General features: G+C 38.8%; 20 protein-coding genes. 18 read left to right on the forward strand and 2 right to left on the reverse strand.

Annotated elements, in window-relative coordinates; genetic code table 11:
* The first annotated feature begins 627 nt into the window (after window positions 1-627).
* The 5 genes from QMA08_RS01250 to QMA08_RS01270 all read left to right on the forward strand — a co-directional run bounded on the left by QMA08_RS01250 (window position 628) and on the right by QMA08_RS01270 (window position 7,918).
* The gene (locus QMA08_RS01250; protein ID WP_076914937.1) at window positions 628-2,217 is read left to right on the forward strand and encodes an ABC-F family ATPase; all 1,590 of its coding nucleotides are present in this window, start codon (window positions 628-630) and stop codon (window positions 2,215-2,217) included.
* Window positions 2,218-2,368: 151 nt separating this feature from the next.
* Window positions 2,369-2,851 (forward strand): 5-(carboxyamino)imidazole ribonucleotide mutase, encoded by a 483-nt coding sequence (gene purE / locus QMA08_RS01255; RefSeq protein WP_272450495.1) that lies wholly within the window; start codon window positions 2,369-2,371, stop codon window positions 2,849-2,851.
* A gap of 2 nt (window positions 2,852-2,853) precedes the next feature.
* A complete protein-coding gene (locus tag QMA08_RS01260) occupies window positions 2,854-4,005 on the forward strand; it encodes a 5-(carboxyamino)imidazole ribonucleotide synthase (RefSeq protein WP_272450494.1) in 1,152 nt (383 codons plus the stop codon).
* Between the two features lie 112 nt (window positions 4,006-4,117).
* Entirely contained in the window at window positions 4,118-5,281 is a 1,164-nt protein-coding gene (locus QMA08_RS01265; protein WP_272450493.1) for an endonuclease/exonuclease/phosphatase family protein, read from the forward strand.
* A gap of 132 nt (window positions 5,282-5,413) precedes the next feature.
* Window positions 5,414-7,918 carry a prolyl oligopeptidase family serine peptidase gene (locus tag QMA08_RS01270; protein WP_290173389.1) on the forward strand — a complete coding sequence of 835 codons (2,505 nt, stop codon included), beginning with the start codon at window positions 5,414-5,416 and terminating at the stop codon, window positions 7,916-7,918.
* A gap of 89 nt (window positions 7,919-8,007) precedes the next feature.
* Here QMA08_RS01270 and rrtA read toward each other — a convergent pair whose 3' ends face one another.
* A complete protein-coding gene (rrtA, locus tag QMA08_RS01275; RefSeq protein ID WP_290173390.1) occupies window positions 8,008-8,604 on the reverse strand; it encodes a rhombosortase in 597 nt (198 codons plus the stop codon).
* A 97-nt stretch (window positions 8,605-8,701) separates the two neighbouring features.
* On the opposite strand from rrtA, the gene ggt reads away from it, so the two are divergent.
* The 3 genes from ggt (at window position 8,702) to QMA08_RS01290 (ending at window position 13,197) form a co-directional block, all read left to right on the forward strand.
* Window positions 8,702-10,480 (forward strand): gamma-glutamyltransferase, encoded by a 1,779-nt coding sequence (ggt, locus tag QMA08_RS01280; RefSeq protein ID WP_290173391.1) that lies wholly within the window; start codon window positions 8,702-8,704, stop codon window positions 10,478-10,480.
* A 142-nt stretch (window positions 10,481-10,622) separates the two neighbouring features.
* Window positions 10,623-12,317: an NAD-dependent malic enzyme gene (locus tag QMA08_RS01285; RefSeq protein WP_149592354.1), complete on the forward strand. Its 1,695-nt coding sequence runs from the start codon at window positions 10,623-10,625 to the stop codon at window positions 12,315-12,317.
* Window positions 12,318-12,471: 154 nt separating this feature from the next.
* Window positions 12,472-13,197 carry an SIMPL domain-containing protein gene (locus QMA08_RS01290; protein ID WP_290173392.1) on the forward strand — a complete coding sequence of 242 codons (726 nt, stop codon included), beginning with the start codon at window positions 12,472-12,474 and terminating at the stop codon, window positions 13,195-13,197.
* Between the two features lie 134 nt (window positions 13,198-13,331).
* On the opposite strand, the gene QMA08_RS01295 is transcribed toward QMA08_RS01290, so the two are convergent.
* Window positions 13,332-14,678, reverse strand: coding sequence for a DUF2254 domain-containing protein (locus QMA08_RS01295; protein WP_290173393.1), 1,347 nt, complete (start codon window positions 14,676-14,678; stop codon window positions 13,332-13,334).
* A 152-nt stretch (window positions 14,679-14,830) separates the two neighbouring features.
* On the opposite strand from QMA08_RS01295, the gene QMA08_RS01300 reads away from it, so the two are divergent.
* The 10 genes from QMA08_RS01300 to QMA08_RS01350 all read left to right on the forward strand — a co-directional run bounded on the left by QMA08_RS01300 (window position 14,831) and on the right by QMA08_RS01350 (window position 24,175).
* On the forward strand, window positions 14,831-15,202 hold the full coding sequence (locus tag QMA08_RS01300; RefSeq protein ID WP_290173394.1) for an MAPEG family protein: 372 nt from the start codon (window positions 14,831-14,833) through the stop codon (window positions 15,200-15,202).
* Window positions 15,203-15,216: 14 nt separating this feature from the next.
* A complete protein-coding gene (locus tag QMA08_RS01305; protein ID WP_290173395.1) occupies window positions 15,217-15,849 on the forward strand; it encodes a sulfotransferase in 633 nt (210 codons plus the stop codon).
* A gap of 47 nt (window positions 15,850-15,896) precedes the next feature.
* Entirely contained in the window at window positions 15,897-16,469 is a 573-nt protein-coding gene (locus QMA08_RS01310) for a tRNA-(ms[2]io[6]A)-hydroxylase (protein ID WP_002962521.1), read from the forward strand.
* A gap of 212 nt (window positions 16,470-16,681) precedes the next feature.
* Window positions 16,682-18,601 (forward strand): pilus assembly protein N-terminal domain-containing protein, encoded by a 1,920-nt coding sequence (locus tag QMA08_RS01315; protein WP_182756565.1) that lies wholly within the window; start codon window positions 16,682-16,684, stop codon window positions 18,599-18,601.
* Window positions 18,598-19,275, forward strand: coding sequence for a hypothetical protein (locus tag QMA08_RS01320; protein ID WP_290173396.1), 678 nt, complete (start codon window positions 18,598-18,600; stop codon window positions 19,273-19,275). Before QMA08_RS01315 ends, QMA08_RS01320 begins: the two co-directional genes overlap by 4 nt.
* 688 nt (window positions 19,276-19,963) lie before the next feature.
* Window positions 19,964-20,353, forward strand: coding sequence for a hypothetical protein (locus QMA08_RS01330; protein WP_039487863.1), 390 nt, complete (start codon window positions 19,964-19,966; stop codon window positions 20,351-20,353).
* 69 nt (window positions 20,354-20,422) lie between these two features.
* Complete coding sequence (locus QMA08_RS01335; RefSeq protein ID WP_002960857.1) at window positions 20,423-21,190, forward strand: hypothetical protein; 768 nt, start codon at window positions 20,423-20,425, stop codon at window positions 21,188-21,190.
* Window positions 21,191-21,196: 6 nt separating this feature from the next.
* On the forward strand, window positions 21,197-22,495 hold the full coding sequence (locus QMA08_RS01340) for an ATPase, T2SS/T4P/T4SS family (RefSeq protein ID WP_039487860.1): 1,299 nt from the start codon (window positions 21,197-21,199) through the stop codon (window positions 22,493-22,495).
* On the forward strand, window positions 22,488-23,363 hold the full coding sequence (locus QMA08_RS01345) for a type II secretion system F family protein (RefSeq protein ID WP_290173397.1): 876 nt from the start codon (window positions 22,488-22,490) through the stop codon (window positions 23,361-23,363). The genes QMA08_RS01340 and QMA08_RS01345 overlap by 8 nt, the downstream gene beginning before the upstream one ends.
* A complete protein-coding gene (locus QMA08_RS01350) occupies window positions 23,360-24,175 on the forward strand; it encodes a secretion system protein (RefSeq protein WP_024589372.1) in 816 nt (271 codons plus the stop codon). Before QMA08_RS01345 ends, QMA08_RS01350 begins: the two co-directional genes overlap by 4 nt.
* Window positions 24,176-24,177 lie beyond the last annotated feature (2 nt).

The raw sequence follows: 24,177 nt of genomic DNA on the forward strand, positions 1-24,177 counted from the left end.
GCCCTGTGTAAATTGGTCAATTTTTTACGTAGGTAAAAATTCAGATTCGAAGACTAACAAAGCAATAAACGGCTCAAAAGTGAAAAATACTCAATAAAATTAATCGTTAAACTTAACTGATATTCACTAAAGGTTAATTTTGTTTTTCAGGTGTTGCAAAAGTTTATGTTTTTAATGATTTGATAGGTAAATAGGATGAGGAATTAGCGATGTGTAAAAATTGTAATTTGAATTAATTTCATCTTGGTTAAAAAGTAGTAACTAGTGTAAAAGCTCTAAAAGTACTTTATTTTCATAAATATAACTTTTTATTATTATAGAGTGAACAAAAATGAGTTAAGTAGACACACAAACACGTTAAAAGTGTTTTTACTCTAATTTGTATCGTAATTTCTAATCTCTTATGCCTGTTTATAAAACATACTTTATGGATTTTAATTAGAATAAGTTGAATAAAAATTAACGAAACCATTAAATCTAATCCGTTATTTTTACTACTAACTACATAGCCATAATAAATGGCTAAAACGCAGTGGTTTGCCTTTAAACTTTCATAGAAAAACAGGCCATTTTGGTTTAAACTGCGCGCAATTTAAATACATCATTACTCCTTTGGAGGGTAGCGCTATTATTAGTACAGCTAATGTCACCATGCAATTTGGTGCTAAACCATTATTTGAAAATATCTCAGCAAAATTTGGCGATGGTAACCGTTACGGTTTAATCGGTGCAAATGGTTGTGGTAAATCAACATTTATGAAAATTTTAAGTGGTGAGCTTGAAGCGTCTTCAGGTAATGTAAGTACTGATCCTAACGAACGCGTTGCTAAACTTAATCAAGATCAGTTTGCTTACGAAGAATACTCAGTAATCGATACCGTGATTATGGGCCACAAAGAGCTGTGGGAAATCAAACAAGAACGTGACCGTATTTACTCTTTACCTGAAATGAGTGAAGAAGACGGTATGAAAGTAGCCGATCTTGAAACTGAATTTGCTGAAATGGATGGTTACTCTGCTGAATCTAAAGCAGGTGAGCTTTTATTAGGTGTAGGTATTGGCACTGACCAACACTTTGGCCCAATGTCAGAAATTGCACCGGGTTTTAAGCTGCGCGTACTACTTGCACAGGTATTGTTTTCAGACCCAGACATTATGCTACTTGATGAGCCTACTAATAACTTAGATATTTACACCATCAAGTGGTTAGAAGACGTGTTAAATCAGCGCGACTGTACCATGATAATCATCTCGCATGACCGTCACTTTTTAAACTCTGTGTGTACACACATGGCCGACATTGACTACGGCGAGCTTCGTATTTACCCAGGTAATTATGACGAATACATGTTTGCAGCAACGCAAGCACGTGAGCAATTACTTAACGAAAACGCGAAAAAGAAAAACCAAATTGCTGAACTTCAACAGTTTGTATCTCGTTTCTCTGCTAACGCATCTAAAGCTAAGCAAGCAACATCGCGTGCTAAACGTATCGACAAAATCCAATTAGACGAAGTTAAAGCATCTTCACGCCAAACGCCGTTTATTCGTTTTGATCAAGAAAAGCAGTTATTCAGAAACGCACTTGAAATGACAAACTTAACACAAGGTTTTGACGACAATACGTTGTTTTCTGGACTTGAAGGTTTAGTAGAAGTTGGTGAACGTATTGCTATTATTGGTGAAAATGGTGTTGGTAAAACAACATTACTTAATACATTAGCAGGGCGTTTAGCACCTAAAGCTGGTGAGTTTAAGTTCTCAGAAAATGCGAATATTGGTTACTACGCGCAAGATCACGCTGATGAGTTTGCAACCGACATGAACTTGTTTCAGTGGATGGAGCAATGGCAACAAGAAGGCGACGACGAGCAAGTGGTTCGTAGCTTCTTAGGCCGTATGTTATTCTCTCAAAACGATATTAAAAAATCAGTTAAAGTAATTTCAGGTGGTGAGCAAGGCCGCATGTTGTTTGGTAAAATTATGATGCATAAGCCAAACATATTGTTAATGGATGAGCCAACTAACCACATGGATATGGAATCAATTGAAGCGCTTAACTTAGCCCTTGAAGCTTACGAGGGTACATTGATGTTTGTTTCCCACGACCGTCAGTTTGTATCATCAGTTGCGACCCGTATTTGGGAAATTAAAGACGGTAAAGTTATCGACTTTAGAGGCAACTACGCAGAATACCTAGCGAGTAAAGAAGCTTAATTAGCTATTTACCCGTTAACTCTAAAAAGCCATGTTTAAACATGGCTTTTTTTGTTTTTGTGAGTCGCAATTAAACTTGGTTTGGGTATAATACCCGCCTAAAACCGGACATAAGTCCGCTATTTTTAAAATACATTACTGAGGAGTATTTATGACTGTTGGCATTATTATGGGTTCTAAATCAGATTGGCCAACCATGGAACATGCAGCACTTATGCTAGAGCATTTTGGCATTAAGTACGAAACCAAAGTCGTGTCTGCACACCGCACTCCTCAATTACTTGCTGATTACGCAAGTTCAGCCGCAGAACGTGGTATTAAAATTATTATTGCTGGTGCTGGCGGCGCAGCGCACTTACCTGGTATGGCAGCTGCTTTTACGTCGCTTCCTGTACTTGGCGTACCTGTAAAATCAAAAGCATTAAATGGTGTTGATTCACTTTTATCTATTTGCCAAATGCCTAAAGGCGTTGCAGTAGGTACGCTTGCAATTGGTGAGCCGGGCGCAGCAAACGCGGGTTTATTAGCTGCACAAATTTTAGGATGTCAAAATCCAGAAGTTTTTGCAAAAATTGAAGCGTTTCGTAAAGCTCAAACCGACACTATATTAGCTAATCCAAACCCTGCAGAGTAATAATGAATATTTTAATATTAGGTGCAGGGCAACTTGCACGTATGATGAGCCTTGCAGGCGCGCCGCTTAATTTAAACGTTGTTGCGTACGATGTAGGTAGTAAACAAATTATGCACCCGCTAACTGGTGACATTTATAACACGTCGCTTGAGCAAGCAATATCAAACGCTGATGCCATTACTGCCGAGTTTGAGCACATTCCTGATGATGTTCTAACCCTTTGCTGTAACAGTAATAAGTTTTACCCAGGAAAAGCCGCTATTAAAACCGGTGGCGATCGCTCGCTTGAAAAGGCATTGCTTGATAAAACAAACGTAACTTGTGCGCCGTACCAATTAATTACTGAAAAAGCGCATTTAGAACTTGCCGTTAAAACTCTAGGTAAACCACTTGTAATTAAAACATGCCAAGCGGGTTACGACGGAAAAGGCCAATGGCGTTTAAAATCGGATGATCAAATAGACGAAATTTGGTCACAAATGGCTGATTTTATTGCATCAGGCACCGAGCTTGCGCCACATACGATTATTGCTGAAAAAATGATTCCGTTTGATCGTGAAGTTTCTATTATTGGTGCGCGCGACAAACACGGTAATGTTGCTATTTATCCGCTAACAGAAAACGAGCACACAAATGGTGTATTAACGCTTTCTGTTGCCGGTAAAAATAATCAAAGTGTCGAAGCTCAAGCAAACGATGCATTTACAAAAATAGCAAATGAGCTTAACTACGTTGGCGTGTTAGCTATTGAGTTTTTTGATGTACATGGCACGTTACTCGTTAACGAAATTGCACCGCGCGTACATAACTCTGGCCACTGGACGCAACAAGGTTGCCATTGCTCGCAGTTTGAAAACCACATGCGCGCTGTTGCAGGTTTACCGCTTGGCAATACAGAGCTTAAGCACATTACCGCGATGATAAACGTATTAGGCCAACCAAGTATTCCACGTGAAGTATTAAAAACGGTTGATGTAACGAGCCATTGGTACGGTAAAACAGCTAAGCCAGGTCGTAAAATGGGCCATATTAATGTATCGGCTGCTAATATGAGCGAACTAGCAGACAAACTTGGCGAACTTACAGAGTACCTACCAGAGCAAGATTATCCTGGTATTTTAAAAGCAGCTGCCAATTTAGTGCTCAGCGAATAGTTATCATACTTTTATATAAATACCGGCTTAAGCCGGTATTTTTTTGTCATAAAAATGGGCTTTGAATATGTAATACTGTTAAAGTCTAATTTTAAATTTGTGAAGTAAAACAATGAAACTAAAAACAATATCTGGCGTGCTAGCCATTACTGCATTATTTAGCTTAAATACATTTGCATCGGAATCTCTTCGTGTTGCAACTTTTAATGTAAGTATGGATGCAACTAATCACACGCCTAAAGGTGAGCAAGTTAAAAGTGATGCTTTAGTTAATGCACTTAAAGCTAACCACCAGCAAATTAAGAACATAGCGGAAATTATTCAGCGTGTTCGCCCTGATATTATTTTACTTAACGAATTTGATTACATCCCAAAAGAGCAAGGCATTGAATACTTTAATCAGCATTATTTAAATGTAAGTCAGCAAAAACAAGCCGCTATTAACTACCCTTACTCTTATATTGCACCAGTAAATACAGGCCTAGCTACCGAGTTTGATTTAGATAACGATGGCAAGAAAAATGGCGTGATGGGCGATGCACAAGGCTTTGGCTTTTTTGAAGGGCATTACGGTATGGCTATTTTGTCAAAGTACCCAATCGATTTTGATAAAGTAAGAACCCTTCAAACCTTTAAATATAAAGACATGCCAAATGCACAAATGCCTGAGATGCCTAAAACAGGTGAAAACTGGTATAACGCACAAGAATGGCAAGCACTTAGACTCAGTTCTAAATCGTTTTGGGATTTACCTATTAGCGTAAATGATAAAACAATTCATGTTATTGCATCTCACCCAACACCGCCTGTATTTGACGGTGAAGAGGATAGAAACGGCAAGCGTAACCACGATGAAGTAAGGTTAATTGCCGATTACGTTTCAAATGCTAAGTATATTTATGACGATAAAGGCGAAAAAGGCGGTTTAAAAACTCACTCTCGTTTTGTTATTTTAGGCGATTTAAATGCAGCCCCTGAAGGGGATAAAGCCCGTACAAATACCACCGACCAATTACTTAAAAACCCACTTATCAACGCAAGCTTTGTTCCAAAAAGCGAAGGTGCTAAAGAGCAGTATGATGTGCCTTATGCACAAAATTACAGTGCAAATTGGCAAGCCCGTGTTGATTACGTTTTACCGTCAAACTATGGTTTAAAAATTAAGGACGGTGGTGTGTTTTGGCCTACTAAAAAGAGTAGTGAATATCGTTTAATTAAAGATAGAAACGCATCGAGCGATCACCGCATGGTTTGGCTTGATTTGGTAATTGAATAACGCCTGTTAACAAAAGAGGCGCTAGTAAACAGAGCTTTACCCTGTTTAATGGCTATTTATCTTAAAAAATTGCAATAACTTAAGTGCTTCTGCTTAAATACGGCTTAATTATAATAACCGTATAGAAGCACTATGATTTTTAATTTTTCTTCATCTAAAACGTTAGTGGCCTTAGCTGTTGCCTCAAGTGTTATGCTTGCAGGTTGTAGCGCTACCGCTAACACCTCTTCAACACAGCAAAGTGCTTTACCAGCAAGTAAGGTTGCTGCGGTTGTGAACACGCCAGCAGATATCGGCTCACAAAAAATAACGCTAGAACAAGCAATGGCCGATCCTGATTGGATGGGCAATCAGCCAGAGAACGCTTACTGGGCTAGCGATTCGGCTACTATTATTTATGCTCAAAAAGAGCAAGGTAATACACTACGCAATTTATTTAGCCAATCTGTTACTAGCCAAACAGCAGAGCAGGTAGCTCTTAAAAAACTTCATACTGTGGGTTCTAATAAAGCCGTTTATTCTAAAAATAAAACAATGGCGGCTTATACATTTAAAGGCAATGTGTTTGTTAAAAACCTAAAAACGGGTGAACTTAAGCAAATTACAGCGACATCAGCAAACGAGTCTAAACCACAATTTTTAAATAATGGCGATTTAGTTTACCGCCAAGGCAATGTGTTTTTTAAAGTTGATTTAAAAACAGGCTTAACGAGCGAGCTTGCTAACTTAAAACTTACTGATGAGCCAAAAGGGATTGAAGAGCCAAGCACGTATATTGCTAAAGAGCAGCATAAATTGATTAAGTTTGTGGCGCTTCAACAAAAAAATAAAAAATACAAGCAAGCACGTAATGAGCAAATTAATGAACAAAACGATTCAATTGCTAATACGGCTTACTACTTAGGTGACGGTAATAAAGTTGCTGAGGCTCAGCTTTCGCCAAATGGTGATGCGTTATTAGTTGTTGTACAAAAGCAAACTGATTGGCGTTGTGATGGCGATATTATGCCTAACTACATTACAAATGATGCAACCATTGAACCTAAAAAAGCACGCCGCCGAGTAGCTGACGCTAAAGAAGAAACGTCAAAGCTTGTCTACATCAATTTAACTAATAAAGAGCAAACATCACTTAGCTTTAATACTTTACCGGGCTTTGACGAAGATGTTTTAGCCGCAGTTAAAAAAGAAAATTATGCACGTGATGGTAAAACATATAAGTCTAAAAAGGCGCCTCGTGGCATTAACCTTATTATGGACTGGGGTTTTGAGCAAAGCCCAATAGTATGGAACGATGACGGCTCGCAAGTGGCTATCATGCTCGAAGCATGGGATAACAAAGACCGCTGGCTTGCTACCGTAGATTTTAAAAACAATAAACTTGTGTCGCAACATCGCCTACACGACGATGCATGGATTGCTTATGCGTTTAACGACTTTGGCTGGTTACATAACTCAAACACGCTTTATTACCTATCGGAAGAGTCGGGTTACAGTCAGCTTTATAAAAAACCAGTTAATGGTAGTGCAACCGCGCTAACACAAGGCCAATTTGAGGTTTCTAACTTAACGCTTACAAGTGACAACAGCGCAATTTATTATAAAGCGAATGTTGAACACCCAGGTCTGTACGAAATTTACCGTGTTAACCCGCAAACTGGTAAGAGTGAGCAAGTTACTGACTTAAACGGCATGACCGATTACACGTTAAGCCCAGATGAAACCAAGTTACTCCTTAAGCACTCTACAATTACGATGCCTAATGAGCTTTATGTAGCTGACGCACAAGCCAATGCAAAAGCAACGCGCTTAACCCATACAGTGTCGGATGAGTTTTTAGCTAAAAAGCTAACAGCCCCTAAAATTGTTGCTGTGCCATCTAGCCATACCGAACAACCAATATACGCAAAAGTGTACTACCCAGCTGATTACGTTGAAGGTGAAGTAGGTAAAAATCGCAAAGCAGTTATTTTTAACCACGGCGCGGGTTACTTACAAAACTCACATATGGGATTTTCGGTTTATTTTCGTGAATTTATGTTCCATTCATTGCTCGCTGATGAAGGTTACATAGTAATGGATATGGATTACCGCGCATCTAAAGGTTACGGCCGTGATTGGCGCACCGCGATTTATCGTCAAATGGGCACACCTGAAACACAAGATTTAGCCGATGGCGTTAAATGGATGGCGCAAAATGCCAACGTTGATACCAAAGCGGTCGGTACTTATGGTGGCTCTTACGGCGGCTTTATGACCTTTATGGCATTGTTTACCGCGCCTGAGTTATTTCAATCGGGTGCGGCACTTAGACCAGTTACCGATTGGGCACATTACAATACAGGTTATACAGCTAATATATTAAACCATCCTGATGTTGACCCGATTGCGTATGAGCGCAGCTCGCCAATTTATTACGCTGAGGGCTTAAACAAACGTTTATTAATTAATGCCCCAATGGTTGATGATAACGTGTTTTTTCAAGACTCAGTGCGTTTAGTACAGCGCTTAATAGAGCTTGAAAAACAAAACTTTGAAACAGCTATATTCCCTGTTGAACCGCATGGCTTTGTACAGCCTTCAAGCTGGTTAGACGAATACCGCCGTATTCATAAGCTATTTAAAGAAACGCTTTAATCTTTAACTCTTAAAGTATAAAAACAAAAACGCCGCGTTAGTTTAGTTAACTAATGCGGCGTTTTTATTGGATTGAACAAAATCTAACTTTATTTTTTCTTTTTAAAGTTCTTTTTAAAGAGCTCTATAACCAATGGTGTGGCAAGCAGAGTCCCGCCAATTACACCAATTAAATGTGCATCAATAGCCACAGTGGAGTTAATAAGCTTTCCTATATCAGCATTAGGGCCGCTAAATTGCTCAAACGCTATTTTAATCCATACGCCTATAAATAATAAATAACCCGACTTAAGCCCTACGGTTATATCTTTAACTGCGCCCCAAATAATTACACCATGCAGTAGAGCACTTAATCCGGTGTAAATTTGTATGTTTGGGCAAAACCAATAAACACCGAGTCCACACCACAGTGCTAGCGAAATTGCATTAAAAGCGTAGCGAGTAGGGGATGTGTATTCGCCATGTAGTAACCATATTAGTAAAACACCACTGGCATTTAATCCCAAATGAGCCCAATTAGCATGAACAAATTGACTAGAAAAGATTCGCCACAGTTCGCCATCATCAATTAGGCTTCGGTTAAATTCAAGTAAACTATTTAAATCAAATGCAGCAAAAATGGTACTAAAAAGCAGCAAAATAATAGGCGGTAATATATAACGAGGTTGAATAGGTAAATTAAGCATTTTATTATATTTTTTTAGTCAAAATTTTTGCATATTGTGCCCGTTTAACTTTAAGATGCCAAATACAACTACGTAATTAAGTGTTTTTAGTATTTTTATGCATTTTAAACTTAACTCATTATTTGCCATTGGACTGTGCGCAGTATCACTGCCTTCATTTGCACAGCAAGCAACTCAAATTGAAACTCGCGAACCTGAAGCTGCTACCGGATTAATCCATAAAAAAGTAGTGCAAGGTGATAAATACATGGTAGCTGCGGCAAATCCGTATGCTTCAAGAGCCGGTCAACAAATCTTAGCCCAAGGCGGCAGTGCCGTAGATGCTGCGATTGCTACTCAACTAGTGCTTACCTTAGTAGAACCGCAATCCTCTGGTATTGGCGGTGGTACATTTATGATGTATTACAACAAAGCTAACAATAAATTGACTAGTTTTGATGGCCGCGAAACCGCACCTGCAAATGCAGACGAAACGCTGTTTTTAGATAAACACGGTAAAGCCGTTAAATGGATTGAAGCCGTAGTAGGTGGACGCTCTGTTGGTGTACCCGGTATTTTACATGCCTTTGCAAGCGCACATAAACAATACGGTACATTACCGTGGGAAGCGCTTTTTAAACCTGCTATTGAACTTGCAGAGCAAGGCTTTGTAGTTTCGCCGCGTTTACATGGCTTATTAGCCCGACAGTTAAACCCAGGCGTATTGAGCATGCCAATTATTAACGAATACTTTTACCCTAATGGTAAATTAATTGAAGTGGGTAGCGTTAAAAAGAATCAACCACTTGCTGATTTGTACAAAGACATTGCAAAGCAGGGCATTGATGCATTTTACAAAGGCGAAAACGCTAAACAAATGGTGAATGCTGTTCAACACTCTAAAATTGCCCCTGGTAAATTAAGTGTGCAAGATTTAGCAGATTACAAAAGTAAAGAACGCGATGCGGTATGTATTCAATACCGTGCTTATAACGTGTGTTCTATGGCACCACCAAGTAGTGGCGGCGTAGCAGTACTACAAATGCTTGGCTTGCTTGAGCATAAAGATATGAGCGCACTTAAGCCAAACGGCGAAAAGGCGATTCATTACTTTAGCCAAGCTTCGCGTATTGCATTTGCCGATCGCGATATGTACATGGGCGATCCCGATTTTACTCAAGTACCTACACAAGAGCTCTTAAACAAAGATTATATTGCCTCACGCGCTAAATTAATTACCGAAAAAGACCAAAAAGCGGTAGCAGGTAATCCTGTAGGGTACTTAAGTTATGCAATGGATGATTCATACGAGTTACCTTCTACCTCACATGTATCTATTGTAGATAGTAAAGGTAATGCCGTTTCGATGACCAGTTCAATTGAAATGGCGTTTGGCTCTACGGTTATGGTTAATGGCTTTATTTTAAATAACCAATTAACTGACTTTTCGTTATCGCCACGTAAAAATGGCAAGCTTGTAGCAAACCGTGTAGAGGCCGGTAAACGCCCGCGTAGCTCTATGTCACCGGTAATGGTATTTAATAAAGATGGTAGCTTACGCTTAATTGTAGGCTCACCTGGTGGTAGCCGTATCATTGATTACGTTGCACAAGTTGTTGTGGGTGTTATTGACTGGAATTTATCAGCGCAAGACGCCATTAACTTACCGCGTACAACAAATCGTAACGATTACACCAGCCTTGAAAAAGGTACAGCCATCGAAGCCATTGCGCCTGCACTTACCAAACGCGGCCACAATGTACGTATTATTGATTTAAACTCAGGCTTACACGCAGTTGAAGTTAAAAATAATACCTTATATGGTGGCGCTGATCCGCGCCGTGAAGGTGTTGCGTTATCTGATTTAACTGATAATAACGCCACTATCAAATTTTAAATTATGTATAATATGCATGCGGGCAGTGAAGCCCGCATGTATTTTCTCTCAATGGTCTGACTAGCTTAATTGTCGTTGCAATTAAACCTCTAACACTGATAATGACAGATCATAACTTAAGACTCCGTTAAAGCCTGGAAATATGACAACTAATACTGATCCTAACTACTTATATATTCATCATTCTGGCCCTGGCCTAATTGAAACACCGCTATTAAATAAAGGCAGCGCCTTTAGTAAAAAAGAACGCGAAAATTTCAATCTTGCTGGTTTACTTCCTCCTCGCTTTGAAACAATAGAAGAGCAAGTTGAGCGTTGTTATCAGCAGTATTCTAGCTTTACCGACAACCTTAATAAGCATATTTACTTACGTGCGATTCAAGATAACAACGAAACACTTTACTACCGTTTAGTACGTGACCACCTTGAAGAAATGATGCCAATCATTTACACACCGACAGTGGGCGATGCTTGTGAAAAATTCTCAGACATTTATCGCAGTGCACGTGGTTTATTTATTTCGTATGAAGATCGTTACCAAATTGACGACATTTTACGCAACGCTACCAAAGGTAAAGTAAAAGTTATTGTTGTAACCGATGGCGAGCGTATTTTAGGCCTAGGCGATCAGGGTATTGGTGGCATGGGTATTCCAATTGGTAAATTGTCACTTTACACAGCGTGTGGTGGTATAAGCCCAGCATACACATTGCCTGTAATGCTTGATGTGGGTACTAATAACGAAAAGCTTTTAAACGATCCTATGTACATGGGCGCACGCCATAAGCGTATTGCTCAAGACGAATACGATGAGTTTTTAGATTTATTCATTAAAGCGGTTAAACGTCGCTGGCCGAATGTATTACTTCAGTTTGAAGATTTTGCACAGCCAAATGCAATGCCATTACTTAAGCGCTACCGCAATGAAATTTGTAGTTTTAACGATGACATTCAAGGTACTGCGGCTGTAACGGTCGGTTCTTTACTTGCTGCGTGTCGCGTTAAAAATTCAACCCTAAGTCAACAAAAAGTAGTGTTTGTGGGTGCAGGCTCTGCTGGTTGTGGTATTGCTGAGCAAATTATTAGCCAAATGGTTTTTGAAGGTATTTCAGAAGCACAAGCGCGTAGCCAAGTATTTATGGTTGACCGTTTTGGTTTGCTTAGTGAGGGTATGGAAGGCTTACGCGATTTCCAACAAGCACTTGCACAACCTAAAGGCTCGTTAAGTGATTGGACTTACAGCGGCGAGTACGCATCACTTCTTGATGTTATGCACTGTGCTGAACCTGACATTCTAATTGGTGTTTCTGGTCAACCTGGCTTATTTACAGAACAAGTAATACGCGCTATGCATGCCGGTTGTGAACAGCCAATTATTTTCCCATTAAGTAATCCATCTAAGCAAGTAGAAGCGCATCCTGCTGATGTGATTAAGTGGACTGACGGTAAAGCACTTGTTGCCACAGGTAGCCCATTTGATCCTGTTGAGTACAATGGCGAGACGTTCCCAATCCCACAATGTAACAACAGTTATATTTTCCCGGGTATTGGTTTAGGTGTTATTGCCGCTAAAGCGACACGCATTACAGATGCAATGTTAAGTGTGTCTAGCGAAATGCTTGCAGAGTCGTCGCCGCGTGCAAACACAGGTAAAGGTAGTTTATTACCAGCCTTGACTGAAATTGAAACGCTAAGTAAACGTATTGCATTTGCCATCGCTAAAAAAGCAATCGAAGAGGGCGTTGCTCTTGAGATTACGGATGACGCATTATGGGCAGCAATCGACAAAAATTACTGGTTACCAAAATACCGTAACTATAAACGTTGTAGTGTTTAATTAGGTTTATAAGTAATTAAAAGTAAATGGCGTAATAGCATTAGTTACAACGCTTAACAAAAAACAGGCAATTGCCTGTTTTTTTGTGCTTGTTCATATTTAATTAACCACGTACGGTGTTTACTTGCTTTTACATAATTAAAGGATCGACTTAATGAAAACACTGACTCTTGTTTTAGGTAGTGCACTGGCTTTAAACATACTTAGCTTTGATGCACTCGCGGCAGCGACTCCCGATGCTCCTCATATTTATGTCAAGGGCGAAGCGACACTTACTACAATGCCGGATTACGTACAGCTAAGTGTAGGTATTACCGAAGTTGATAAAGACTTAATTGCTGCTAAAAATAAAACCGACTTAACTATCGCCAAGGCAATTAAGCTCGTAAAAGAGATTGGTGTTAAAGAGGGAGATATAAACGCAGGGCAAATTTCAATATACCGTGATAGCCAATACAACCGCACTACCGGTAATCAAGAATTTAAAGGCTTTAAGGTTTCTCGTACGTTAACAGTAAAACTCAGCGATATAAATAAATACCCAGAGTTACTACAAAGCTTAGTTAACAACGGTATTAACGAAATTAATCAAACTCAATTTTTAGCAAGTAACTATAACGAGCTGCATAAAAAAGCGCAAAAGTTAGCAATTAAAGACGCACGTGACGCAGCAAAAGAGTTTAGTGACGATTATGGCGTTGACTTAAAAGGATTATACAGCGCATCACTGAGTCCACTCAATGTGCAGTCGCAGCCTTATATGCGCGCAGAAAAAGTAATGATGGCTGATAGCGCACCAAGTAACTATGTACCTGATGCCTACCATGCTGGAGAGATTAAAGTAACAGCCTCAAGCTATGCTGTGTACTACATAGATTAAAATATAGGTTCTTCCTAGGGACGATTAACTCTATGTTGCTCGGTTTTTACTTAGCCCACTAGGTTACAAACCTCGCGCCGCGATTTAATCGCCCCTAGATTGAACAAATTTCAATCCAAATAATTCAACACGCCCTAGTGGTGCTCAAAACGTGCCACCAACTTCTCACCTTGCTCTTGGCTAATACGCGCTATTGAGTTGAGCATATTAGTCACTTCGCGTCTGTCGTATTCATTAGTTACATGCTCATTTATGTCATCAACAATCGCATTTAAATAATTAAATAAACTGTTGCGTGCATCGGTATCTTTATGGGCAACAAACAAAATATTTTTAAATGCCTCAAGCACGTTTGTCATTACGTATGCATCGCCTTTGGCGTAATTACGCAGCGGTGTAAAGTTGTCGTGTAATAACTCATCAAAGCTTGTTTCATGAAGGTATAACAATGGGGCATTATCACTGTGCTTAAACGAGTAGTTAATATCGTTAATTGAAAGTCGTTGAATAAGTAAAATACTCAGCATATCAATTGATTTAACCGCAGTACCGGGATCGTTTATGCCTGGACTCATTGCCTTAACCGCAATTTCTGATATTTGCGTTAATCCATAACGGTAATGATCGCTAATGTACTCTTCTATATAAAAAATAAAGCAGTCGAGAATTTTATTAATCAGCTCTTCATCGTTTGCTATATCTTTATTGCATTTTAAAAACGGGTAACCTTTAACTGTAAAATAGCCTTGGTTTACAGATATATACACCTTTATATCTTGCTCAGCCAAAATAGCACACAGCTTATCGGTATGTACGCCTTTATAATATCCTTCTGTTTTACTGCTAACCGAATGCCATTTGCTAAAGTCCGGAAAGTCTTCAACTGGGTTCTCTTGTTGTCTTTGTATTATTGTTTTAATTTCGTTTTTAGTTTGGCTAAACAAGCCATTTAACACGTTATCAACTTGAATAGCACGTGAGATTGAATGTATAAAAAATACAAACAAACCTAATGAAATCAATCCAAAAACAAGTGCAAACAACACACCTATTGAAGGAATTGCCGTACTGCCACCATCAAGCTTATTAATATTTATAAGCATAATAATAGAGTAAATTATGCTGCCTAAATAAAACCCCAAAACCATTTGGTGTGATTTGCGCGTAATAAGCCCTGGCACTACGCGGGGCGATAAACTCGCACTGGCCGAATTTAAAACCACCATTACCATCGAAAAACTAAACACGGTAAGCGAAATAATACTCCCCGCTAAAGTGCTTAAAATAGTCCGCGCGTTTTCGGCGCTATCTACAAGTACAACCGATATAAACGATTTTAGCTGCTCAACAGGGGCTAAATATTCAACCGACATTGTAATAATGGCAAATACCAAAAAGCCCACTGAAAGCATCGAAGGGTAAAAGCCAATACTGTTAATCATTTCACGGTAACTGTCGGCTACTTTGCGAGGTACAAACATAAAATCCTTATGTATTTTCTACTAACTTAATACCTCTAGCTTAGCATAGGCAATTATTAAACTTCTGATAATGCTGCTCAAATTTATGTGTTATTATCACGCCCACAATAATAGAGCGCATATTTATGCGATAAAAATAACAGGAAAACGCCGTGATCATTTCAACTTATGCTGCATTACTCGCATTCTTTTACATTTATTTAAGCTTTAACGTAATAAAAGTGCGCCGTGCGGAGCAAATATCACTTGGTGATAACGGTAATGCAATGCTGCAACGTGCTGTGCGTGCCCACGCAAATTTTATGGAATACGTGCCATTTGCTTTAATTTTGCTTTTTTTAGCAGAGTACCAAGGGCTTGCTAGCCATTACTGCCATATATTAGGTGGTGCGTTATTAGTAGGGCGTGTGTTTCAAAATTTAGGCATAGTAGAAAAAAGCCTTAAATATCGCCAAATTGGTACTATTACTACATTTTTAGTCATGATTATCAGCGCCTTTGTATTACTAGTAACACGCGGCTAATTAAAGAAAAGTTAATGAGCAAAATATTTATAATAGGTTTACCACGTACCGGCACAACCAGTGTGTGCCACGCATTTTTAGAGCTTGGCATTACAACAGCGCATACCGCGTATACTAATGCCTGTTTTGAAAATGCCCGTGCGATTGCCGACACTCCCATATTTAACGATTTTAAAGCGCTTGATATTCATTATCCTGACTCTAAGTTTATTTATTTAGAGCGCGAACTTGATGCATGGCTTGTATCAATAAAACAGCTTTTAACGCGTATGCACACTAATTTAACGCGCGGCGACGGGGGCTTTAATATTCATATAAAACGCTGTTATTTAAATACGTTTAGTGAACTTTCGCTTAATAATATTAGCGACGATAGTTACTTAGCTCACTGCTATGAAACACATTTTAATGATGCTCACACGTACTTTAATAACCGTGAAAACGATTTTTTATCCATTGATGTAGCAAAGCCTGATAGCTACAAAAAACTATGCGATTTTTTAGCATTAAAAAGTGACAAAGCTGATTTTGAAAAAATGAATATGGGCGGTAAAGTCACCGCATGGAACGATATTAAACACCCGCTAAAAGTCGAATCCACCGCTAAAGGGCGCATAGATAAATTACTGCCTTACAAGATTTTTTAAAACAAATACGTTAAAATCCCCGCATTATTATTTAAGTTGTACAGAACATGTTTGAATTAAAATACCACACCCCATTTGAATGGACCGAAGTTGTCCTTGCTGACTTTAATACTTTTTTACAAGATCATGCCGCTGCAGAAAAAAAAGCATCGGGTATGGCTATGTCTATGCTTTCACATTACCCAGACAAACGTAAATTAGTAAAAGCCATGACCGACTTAGCATTAGAAGAATTAATACACTTTAAACAAGTGCTTAAGTTACTTTTAGAGCGCGATGTAAACTTAGGTGACGACAAAAAAGATCCGTACATAAAACAAATACGTGCACTGTTTAGACATGGTCGTGATGGTTTTTTAATGGACCGATTACTGGTTGGCGGTGTAATTGAAGCACGTGGTCACGAGCGTTTTTCTTTAGTTGCACAAGCACTTCCTGAGGGTAAAGAAAAAGACTTTTATGTTGCGATTGCCAAGTCAGAAGAAAAACATAAAAACCTTTTTGTAGAGCTTGCTTACGAATACTTTGATAAAGAAGAAGTTGATACTCGCCTGGAAGAGTTACTTATAGCTGAAGCTAAAATCTGTGAAAGCATCCCATTTACAGCTGCTTTGCATTAACTAAAACTAGCGCAGAGCCTATTTTATTCGCTTTGCGCCACCTACCTCTACTCTCATTTCTTGATTAAACCCTTCATGAATTATTGATTTGCAATTTGCGAATCAAAATAATAAAACACACTTTCACACATCTTAATGCATTGATAATAAAGATAAAAGCGTTTGGTCTCATACTTGCTACCTATACATTAAGCAAATTAAGGGAAAGGCTTATGTTAAAATTTACTTTTATACTTTTACTAATATCTTTTAGCGCCGTAGGCAGTGAAAGTCATTTAGATTATATAGAAAATGCAAATGGTGAGCGGGTACAAAAAGTATCACACTTAGTTAAATGGACGCATACTCGCTTTGTGTTTACCCGTGATATTTCGCGTATAGCACTTGGCCACGAAACAACGCTTGATGTGAACGTGGTTAATGGTCGCGAGCTACTAATTTTAGCTAAAAAGTTGGGCCGTACATCTATGATGGTGTGGTACGACGATAAAAGCTCGGAAACATTTTTACTTGGTGTTACCGAAGACTATAGCGTACTGGAAAATGCCTTAAACGATATTCACCCTGACGTGCAACTAACCATAGCACCTGATCGCCATGCTGTTGTATTACGAGGTGAAGTACCTACTATAAATTATCGTCATGCCGCTTATGAAGCTGCAAAAAACTATCTATACGCCAGTAGCTCACAAGCATCACAACCCGTTATTACCTCAAACCCTAACCAAGGAATGTTTAATTCTCTCGCTCAACGCTTGCAAGGATTGGGTAACGCAAACGGTGGTACCTCTCAAAACTCGAGCAAAGTCGCTATTATTAATTTAATAAAAGTAACTCAAGCACCCAAGCCAAAAGAAGAACGTATTAGCGAAGTAATTAAATCAATGGGCGCAGATAAAGTGACCATTAAACGCATCTCGGTTGATGAGCTATCAAATGATGATAGCGATGTATTTTTACTGTCAGGCTCTGTAAAAAATCAAATAGAGTTAGTGCGCTTATTAAATACAATTAATAAATTATTCGAACCAGAGCAAGCATTACAAACTCAGGGCTCTCCTCTTGATCCTAATAATTTAATGGGCGGCGCAACACAGGATAAAAGCGCAGGTATTGAAGTACTTGCCAACGAGTCGGGTGGGTTAATAAACGATGCTACATCAGGGTTAAACTTAAGCAATGTAAGTTCTAATATTGCAAGAGCAACGTTGCTTTCAGTGGCTGGCGGTAAAGTTTTGTCGAGCATTGAAGTTGAAGATTTACCTCAAGTGCGTGTATCGGTGCAATTATATGAAGTAAATCAACGTAGATTAAAGCAATGGCGCCCAGATATTAGCGTGCTGTCTAATGGGTATGAAAAAGAAGCGGGGTTGTTTGGTCGTGACGGTATGACTGAACGCGAATCAGGCTCTGCAACAATAGAAAATGCGCTGCAATTAATTGGCGGTCAATTAACTAATAACTTACAGCTTTCTACCTCACAGTTTGCCATTGATATGTTGTTTTCATTACTTGAACAAGAAGGTATTTCTCGAACGCTTTCTCGCCCTACAATTACGGTTTTAGCTGGTGAAAGTGCCGTATTTAAGGTCGGTGGAGAAGTGCCCGTACCTACAAGTTATAGCCCTTCAGGAATTACAAGCGGGCAGCAAGGTAGTAGTGGTTCGGTGTTTAGCGGTACAGAATTTAAATCATTCGGAGTTGAATTAAATGTACGTGCCATGGTTGACGACAAAGACAGAATCACACTTGATCTAAACCCAGTAATTTCGCTACCCGATACCACGTTAACCGCCGAAATTGCACAAAGCACAGGCAGCAGTTTGAACAGTAGTGCATTTAATACACGCAGCATGCAAACATCAACGCGTTTAAAAGACGGACAACCTCTTATTATTGGTGGCTTGATTAGCACCGATAACAATGCAAGCCACGACTTTGTACCTGATGGCAACGGCAATAGCATGCTAGGAAAGTTAAGCGAAACAACCAGTAAAAGTGAAAACAACCGCGAGCTTATAATTGTTGTAACTCCAAACCTGGTGCGTGAGCCAATTAATACCTTACGTTCGTGGGAACAGGCAAATATAGACACCCAGATACTTAGCTATATACAGGAGCAAGGGCTATGAAAATACTTTATATAATTTTACTGCTTACTTTATCGGGTTGCGCTCATATTGACTACAAGCCAACAGTAAATCCCTACAACGCGCTGGGTGACATAGTTAAAAAATACCAATTAAATGCCCAACCATTAATGTGCGAAGGTATTAATGCAAGTAACTGTTTGAACCTTGTACATGAGGTGAATCAGTTAATGCTTGAACACCCCGATAACACGGCAATACTTTCAATATCTGCATATGTACTTTATAAAAGTGGCCGTGCTAATCAGTCTCAACAGGTTATAAACACTTTGCTTAATAAAGCTAACCCGCCGTTAAACGCAATTACTTTAGGAGTCACTTTAGCAATAGAGCAAGGCAATTTAGCTAAAGCGAAAAGCATTGCCCAATACGGCGTAGATGTTTTTGGTACACATGCTTCACCATACCTGCAAATGGCCTCTATACATTATGCCCAGGGTAACTACGTTGTAGCTTCAAACTATTTAGAGCTTTCGGTTAAGTTTGGTTTAAATAGCACCGCCTATTTTTACCATAAAGGCCTAATTGAAGAAGCTAATACCAATAATTTATTGGCCTGTGGCTATTATGAGCAAGTTTTACGTGTCGAACCCACGCATCAAAAAGCACTTGCTAGGCGCGGTAAACTCTCTGTTTTAGGTAATTGTTATTCTTAAGGCCTTCGGGCCTTTTTTTATACCTAAAATTTGGCATTATTAAGGAGCCAAAACCACTTTATTATTTATCAAAAAAAGTAGTAAAGCTTACGCTAATCATACGTTTTATAAGTTACCCCACAAGACTGCTTCTAATATTTAACCCTTTTTTGAACACCTATTAGTTTTAATAATTTAACAGAGCGTTTCTAGGGTCTGTTGATCTTTCAAGGTTAAATTTGCAGCAGTCTGTTTGGTATTTAGGCAAGGCAGAGCCTATGTAGTGTGGTTATTCCCCATAAATGGGCGATAACGTAGCATTAATGCCAAACAGGCGCTGCCCAAAGGGTTCTTTCTAGGGGCTATTTACTCTTTGTTGCTCGGTTTTTACTTATTCTTACATGGATGTAAGTCAGTAGAATAACGCAGGAGCAGTTATCGAGCCCACTAGATTACAAACCTCGCGCCGCGATTAAATAGCCCCTAGTTTGAACAAATTTTAATCCGCAAAGATCAACAGACCCTAGTATTAAGTATCTAAAATTATTTTTTAATATTGATTTGCATTTTGCAAATCAAAAGTAAAAACAGCTAAAGAGCAAATAATCAAAACACACTAACTACATGTATTTAAAGGACTTAATTAGTTGGCATGGTCCTCGCAATATATAAAGTGAGCATAAGCTCTTCTAATTTAAAGGCTACGATTATGAAAACTATTAAACATAACTTAAATAGCAAAAAGCAAAAAGGTTTTGTACTAACGTCAGAGCTAATCATTCTTTCTACTTCAATGGTAGCGGCACTTGTAATTGGTTTATCTACATTACGTGACTCGGTAACCAGCGAACTTGAAGATGTAGCTGAAGCAATTGGCTCACTTGACCAAAGCTATGTATTTGACGGGATGATTAACGCCGAAGGCACAGCTGAAGTGTCTGGCTCAGGCTTTGTAGATTCAGTTGATGTGTACGCAGGCGATGGTAGTTCATTCACTTTTGTTGCATCAGACTTTAGTGAAAATGCGGCACTTATTAGTGCAACACCAAGTGGTGATGCTGCAACACGTACAACGGCAGGCGGTTCACAAGGTAACTAAGTTTGAATACCAAGCTTAAGGCTCACTGCCACAAAAGTGTGGCAGTGAAAGTTACTCTGGAGGAATATTATGAAAAGTAAAAGTAACAAAGGCGCAACCACAGCGGCTCTCACATTACTCATCACCTCTGGCATGTTAGCTTCGGCTTTGGGTATTAGACAGGTAAACGATGAAAATAGCGTAACAGCTTGGGTAGTAAACAAAAATATGTCGGCCGGTCAAACAGTAACCGTTCACGATGTAGAGCAAAAGAGTATAGATCCAAGTAACTATTCTAATATTGCACTGAGTGTTCAAAACCCACGTGCATTAATTGGTCAAAAATTAGCAACTAATAAAATGGTTGAACAACCATTATTTGACACAGATTTTATTAGAGCGAAAAGCCAAAATTTGTCAGAAGCCATACCAGCAGGGCGTGTTTTATATACTTTAAAACTAAACACCTTAGATATTCCGCTTTCGCGTATACACAAAGGTGACCGACTCGACATAGTCGCTAAAACTAATCGTCTAGTAAGAACAGTTGCCCGTGATGTACAGCTCATTGGTGTTTCAAAAGGCCCTAAATCGCAAGCCGAAAAAAATGGCGTAATGGATAACTTAGCTAAAGAGTCTAATTCTGCAACAGGCGGTGTTTCGTTAGTCCTTGCGGTACTTCCAAAAGATGTTTATTCGTTGGCGGGTATAGATAATGCCGACAAAGTTTCAATTATTGTGCATAGCGCTTATGACATTGAACAAGGTCGTTTGCAAAACTTTTCACGCTTACAAACCAGTCGCACAATCGAAGTGGTTAAAGGCGTTAAAAATGAAGCTGTATATGTAGCTAAGTGAGTTTTTATGTTTAATTTATCAAGCAAACATGAAGAAGTTCAAACCAGTTTAAGTACCTTTGAAGAGCTTAAAAAGCTATTGCATGATGCCGTTATCGAAGAGTACGAACAAGAACCAACCGCGCTTTTATCAAGTAATGTTCTCGAAAAAATCTCTGCACTGTGCAGTGAAATTCCACAATTTAATCAATCTTCATTTAACCAACATCAACAAGAGCAGGTTGTGCAGGCTGTATTTGATGAAATTCAAGGCCTAGGTCCTATTGCACAGTTTATGCTGGACGATCAGGTTAGTGATATTTTAATAAACGACACGCAAGATATATGGATTGATAAACAAGGCAAACTACTTTGCACTGCCAGTAAGTTTGATGACGAACGCCATTTACGCCGATTTGTTGATCGCTTACTTGATGGTTGTGGCCGCCAAGTCAATGCGCTTATGCCAATTGTTGATGGCAAACTAAAAGATGGTAGCCGAGTTCATATTATTGTACCGCCTGCGTGTACCAGCGCCGCGATTGTATCGATTCGTAAGTTTAATCATAAAAAAATAAACGATGACTTTTTAGTTAATAACCATTTTTTAGATAAAAACATCTTATCATTTTTAAAAAGCGCAGTTAAAACAGGCGTTAATATTTTAGTGTGTGGCAATGCCGGGGCAGGTAAAACCTCATTATTAAACGTACTTGCTAACTCAATTAACCCAAATGAACGTGTTGTAACCATTGAAGAAAGTGCTGAGCTTAATTTGCATCACAACCACGTTGTGCAATTAGAAGCTCACGACACAAACAGCGATGGTAAAGGTGCAGTAAGCCTAAGAGATTTAGTAAAAGCAGCCCTAAGAATGCGCGCAGATAGAATACTTGTAGGTGAGGTACGCTCTGGCGAAGTAATCGATATGCTCCAAGCAATGAACTGTGGTCACCAAGGTTCGATGACGACCATACATGCTAACAGCGCAAATGATGCCGTTATTCGTTTATCTACTTTAGTGCAGTTACACAATGCACAACTGAGTGATACACATACAAGTTCGCTAATTGCGTCTAGTATTCAACTTATAGTGCATGTTTCTCGCTCAACTAATGGCACCCGAACTCTAAAAAGTATTGGTGAAATTAAGCGTGTTAATGGCGGCGCACATTTCAGCCCGCTTTATAGTATTAACGAAGCAGAGCCTGTTCAAAGTGAGCTAATAGATAACTCAAGTGTTATTGAGTTTATGAAAGGCCAAGGCGCAAATGCAAAAGAATTAAAAGCATTACTGCACAATAACCCGGAGGCTAACAATGACTAAACTTGATTATTTATTAGCTATAGCGGCGGTTATTACTTTTGTACTTGCAGCTAGTGTGTTGGTTTCTTTGTATGCTAAAAATAAAAGTAACCAGAGCGCTAAAAAAGTAGATATTTTAGAAGAAAAAGACGTCCTTACTTTGTCACTACGAGTACTAGGCTTAAACATAAGTAACGCTTGGTTTATAAGCATGGCGTGCTCGCTCTCTAGTAGTTCATGGTTTTTAGCTAAATTATATTACCCTGAGGCATCAACCAGCGCATTTATTATTTCAATCGTGGTTTTTGTAACGTGTTTTATAACTCTGATTGACTTGGCTCATTATAAATTAGCAAAATTTGAGCATCATTTTTTAGAATTTATTGAAACCGTACAATCGTGTTTAAGTACGGGGCTGTCGCTACAACAATCAATGCAGTTTGCTGATGAACATGCTGACCCATATATAAAAAAACAAAGCTCTTTGCTATTACAACGCATGAGCATGGGTAGTGATGCCGAAACGTCGTTTGCTCCGTTAATTGAAAGGTACAACTGCGAGACCGTAAGATTATTTGCTCATAGCATCATCACACATACACAAAGCCAGTGCGATTTAACTGACATGCTAAAAAGCGTATGCAACATGATGTCGCTTCGGACCCTCGACCGCCAACAGCTAAAAGCAAAGCTTTCGGGTACTAAGTACGCTGCTGTATTTAGTGGTTTTTTACCTTACGCACTAATTCCTTTATTTAGCTATACCGATCCAACCTGGTTTGAACCTTTATTAAACGATCCTAATGGGATTGCATTTATAACGGTTGCGCTTCTTTGTCAGCTATTTGGTTTTTTATGGCTACGCCTTAGCTTAAGGGTAACATTATGATTGATATACTTTTACTTATCGGACTTTTAGTAAGTATGGGCTCGTTTATCCATATTCATAGGCAATCTCTTAAAGTCGAATTAGATAAACCCGATACTAAAAACATTAATTGGTATCCGTTAATCATCATCTCTAAACGTCAATTAAGACAAGCAGGAATTCAAATTAATAAAATATTAATAAGCCTGTACTGCTTTAAAGTGGCTGCTACTTTTAGTGCATTTACAGTTATTGAACTAACAGGGTATGAGCTGAGCCAATCGATTAAATTATTACTGTGTTTTATGTGTTTTTTTGCACCCGAATGCTGGTTTTTATTACGTAAAAATCAACGTAAAACCGTTATAAATAATAGCTTAGAGTTTTTTTTACGGGTGTTACTGGTTTACATGCGCGCTGGATTTTCACTAGAGCGTTCATTTGCACTAGCAGTTGATCATGGATTAAGTCAAAAACACCCATTATATAAAGAGCTAAAGTTATTTTTATTCGAACTAAGCGCAGGTAAAGATCGTGAATTTGCATTTAATTCACTTTTTGAAAGAACCGGCGTATTAGGAATTAAAAAACTCGCCAACTTAATGTTAATAGGGTCAAAACTTGGTACGCCACTTATCCAAGCAGTAGAGGCTCAACTTGAAGGCCTAGCTTTAAAAAAGAACATTTTACTCGCTAAAAAGGTAAACAAAAAAGCGATGCACACAACCTTTCCCATTATCTTAATTTGTTTTCCGATGTTTTTGGTATTGGTGTTTTTTCCCGCAGCATTACAAGTAATGAACGTACTTAAAATGCTTGTAGAAGTGTTATAGGA

The sequence above is a fragment of the Pseudoalteromonas sp. APC 3355 genome (genome assembly GCF_030407615.1).
Classification (GTDB): Bacteria; Pseudomonadota; Gammaproteobacteria; order Enterobacterales; family Alteromonadaceae; genus Pseudoalteromonas; species Pseudoalteromonas distincta.

Excerpts from the sequence above, each read along its gene's own strand:
- QMA08_RS01315 (WP_182756565.1), top strand. The coding sequence starts at position 16,682 with ATGTTAAAATTTACTTTTATACTTTTACTAATATCTTTTAGCGCCGTA.
- QMA08_RS01295 (WP_290173393.1), bottom strand. The coding sequence starts at position 14,678 with ATGTTTGTACCTCGCAAAGTAGCCGACAGTTACCGTGAAATGATTAAC.
- QMA08_RS01260 (WP_272450494.1), top strand. The coding sequence starts at position 2,854 with ATGAATATTTTAATATTAGGTGCAGGGCAACTTGCACGTATGATGAGC.
- purE (WP_272450495.1), top strand. The coding sequence starts at position 2,369 with ATGACTGTTGGCATTATTATGGGTTCTAAATCAGATTGGCCAACCATG.
- QMA08_RS01285 (WP_149592354.1), top strand. The coding sequence starts at position 10,623 with ATGACAACTAATACTGATCCTAACTACTTATATATTCATCATTCTGGC.
- QMA08_RS01320 (WP_290173396.1), top strand. The coding sequence starts at position 18,598 with ATGAAAATACTTTATATAATTTTACTGCTTACTTTATCGGGTTGCGCT.
- QMA08_RS01305 (WP_290173395.1), top strand. The coding sequence starts at position 15,217 with ATGAGCAAAATATTTATAATAGGTTTACCACGTACCGGCACAACCAGT.
- QMA08_RS01350 (WP_024589372.1), top strand. The coding sequence starts at position 23,360 with ATGATTGATATACTTTTACTTATCGGACTTTTAGTAAGTATGGGCTCG.
- QMA08_RS01270 (WP_290173389.1), top strand. The coding sequence starts at position 5,414 with ATGATTTTTAATTTTTCTTCATCTAAAACGTTAGTGGCCTTAGCTGTT.
- QMA08_RS01330 (WP_039487863.1), top strand. The coding sequence starts at position 19,964 with ATGAAAACTATTAAACATAACTTAAATAGCAAAAAGCAAAAAGGTTTT.
- rrtA (WP_290173390.1), bottom strand. The coding sequence starts at position 8,604 with ATGCTTAATTTACCTATTCAACCTCGTTATATATTACCGCCTATTATT.
- QMA08_RS01335 (WP_002960857.1), top strand. The coding sequence starts at position 20,423 with ATGAAAAGTAAAAGTAACAAAGGCGCAACCACAGCGGCTCTCACATTA.
- QMA08_RS01345 (WP_290173397.1), top strand. The coding sequence starts at position 22,488 with ATGACTAAACTTGATTATTTATTAGCTATAGCGGCGGTTATTACTTTT.
- QMA08_RS01310 (WP_002962521.1), top strand. The coding sequence starts at position 15,897 with ATGTTTGAATTAAAATACCACACCCCATTTGAATGGACCGAAGTTGTC.
- QMA08_RS01290 (WP_290173392.1), top strand. The coding sequence starts at position 12,472 with ATGAAAACACTGACTCTTGTTTTAGGTAGTGCACTGGCTTTAAACATA.
- QMA08_RS01265 (WP_272450493.1), top strand. The coding sequence starts at position 4,118 with ATGAAACTAAAAACAATATCTGGCGTGCTAGCCATTACTGCATTATTT.
- QMA08_RS01340 (WP_039487860.1), top strand. The coding sequence starts at position 21,197 with ATGTTTAATTTATCAAGCAAACATGAAGAAGTTCAAACCAGTTTAAGT.
- ggt (WP_290173391.1), top strand. The coding sequence starts at position 8,702 with ATGCATTTTAAACTTAACTCATTATTTGCCATTGGACTGTGCGCAGTA.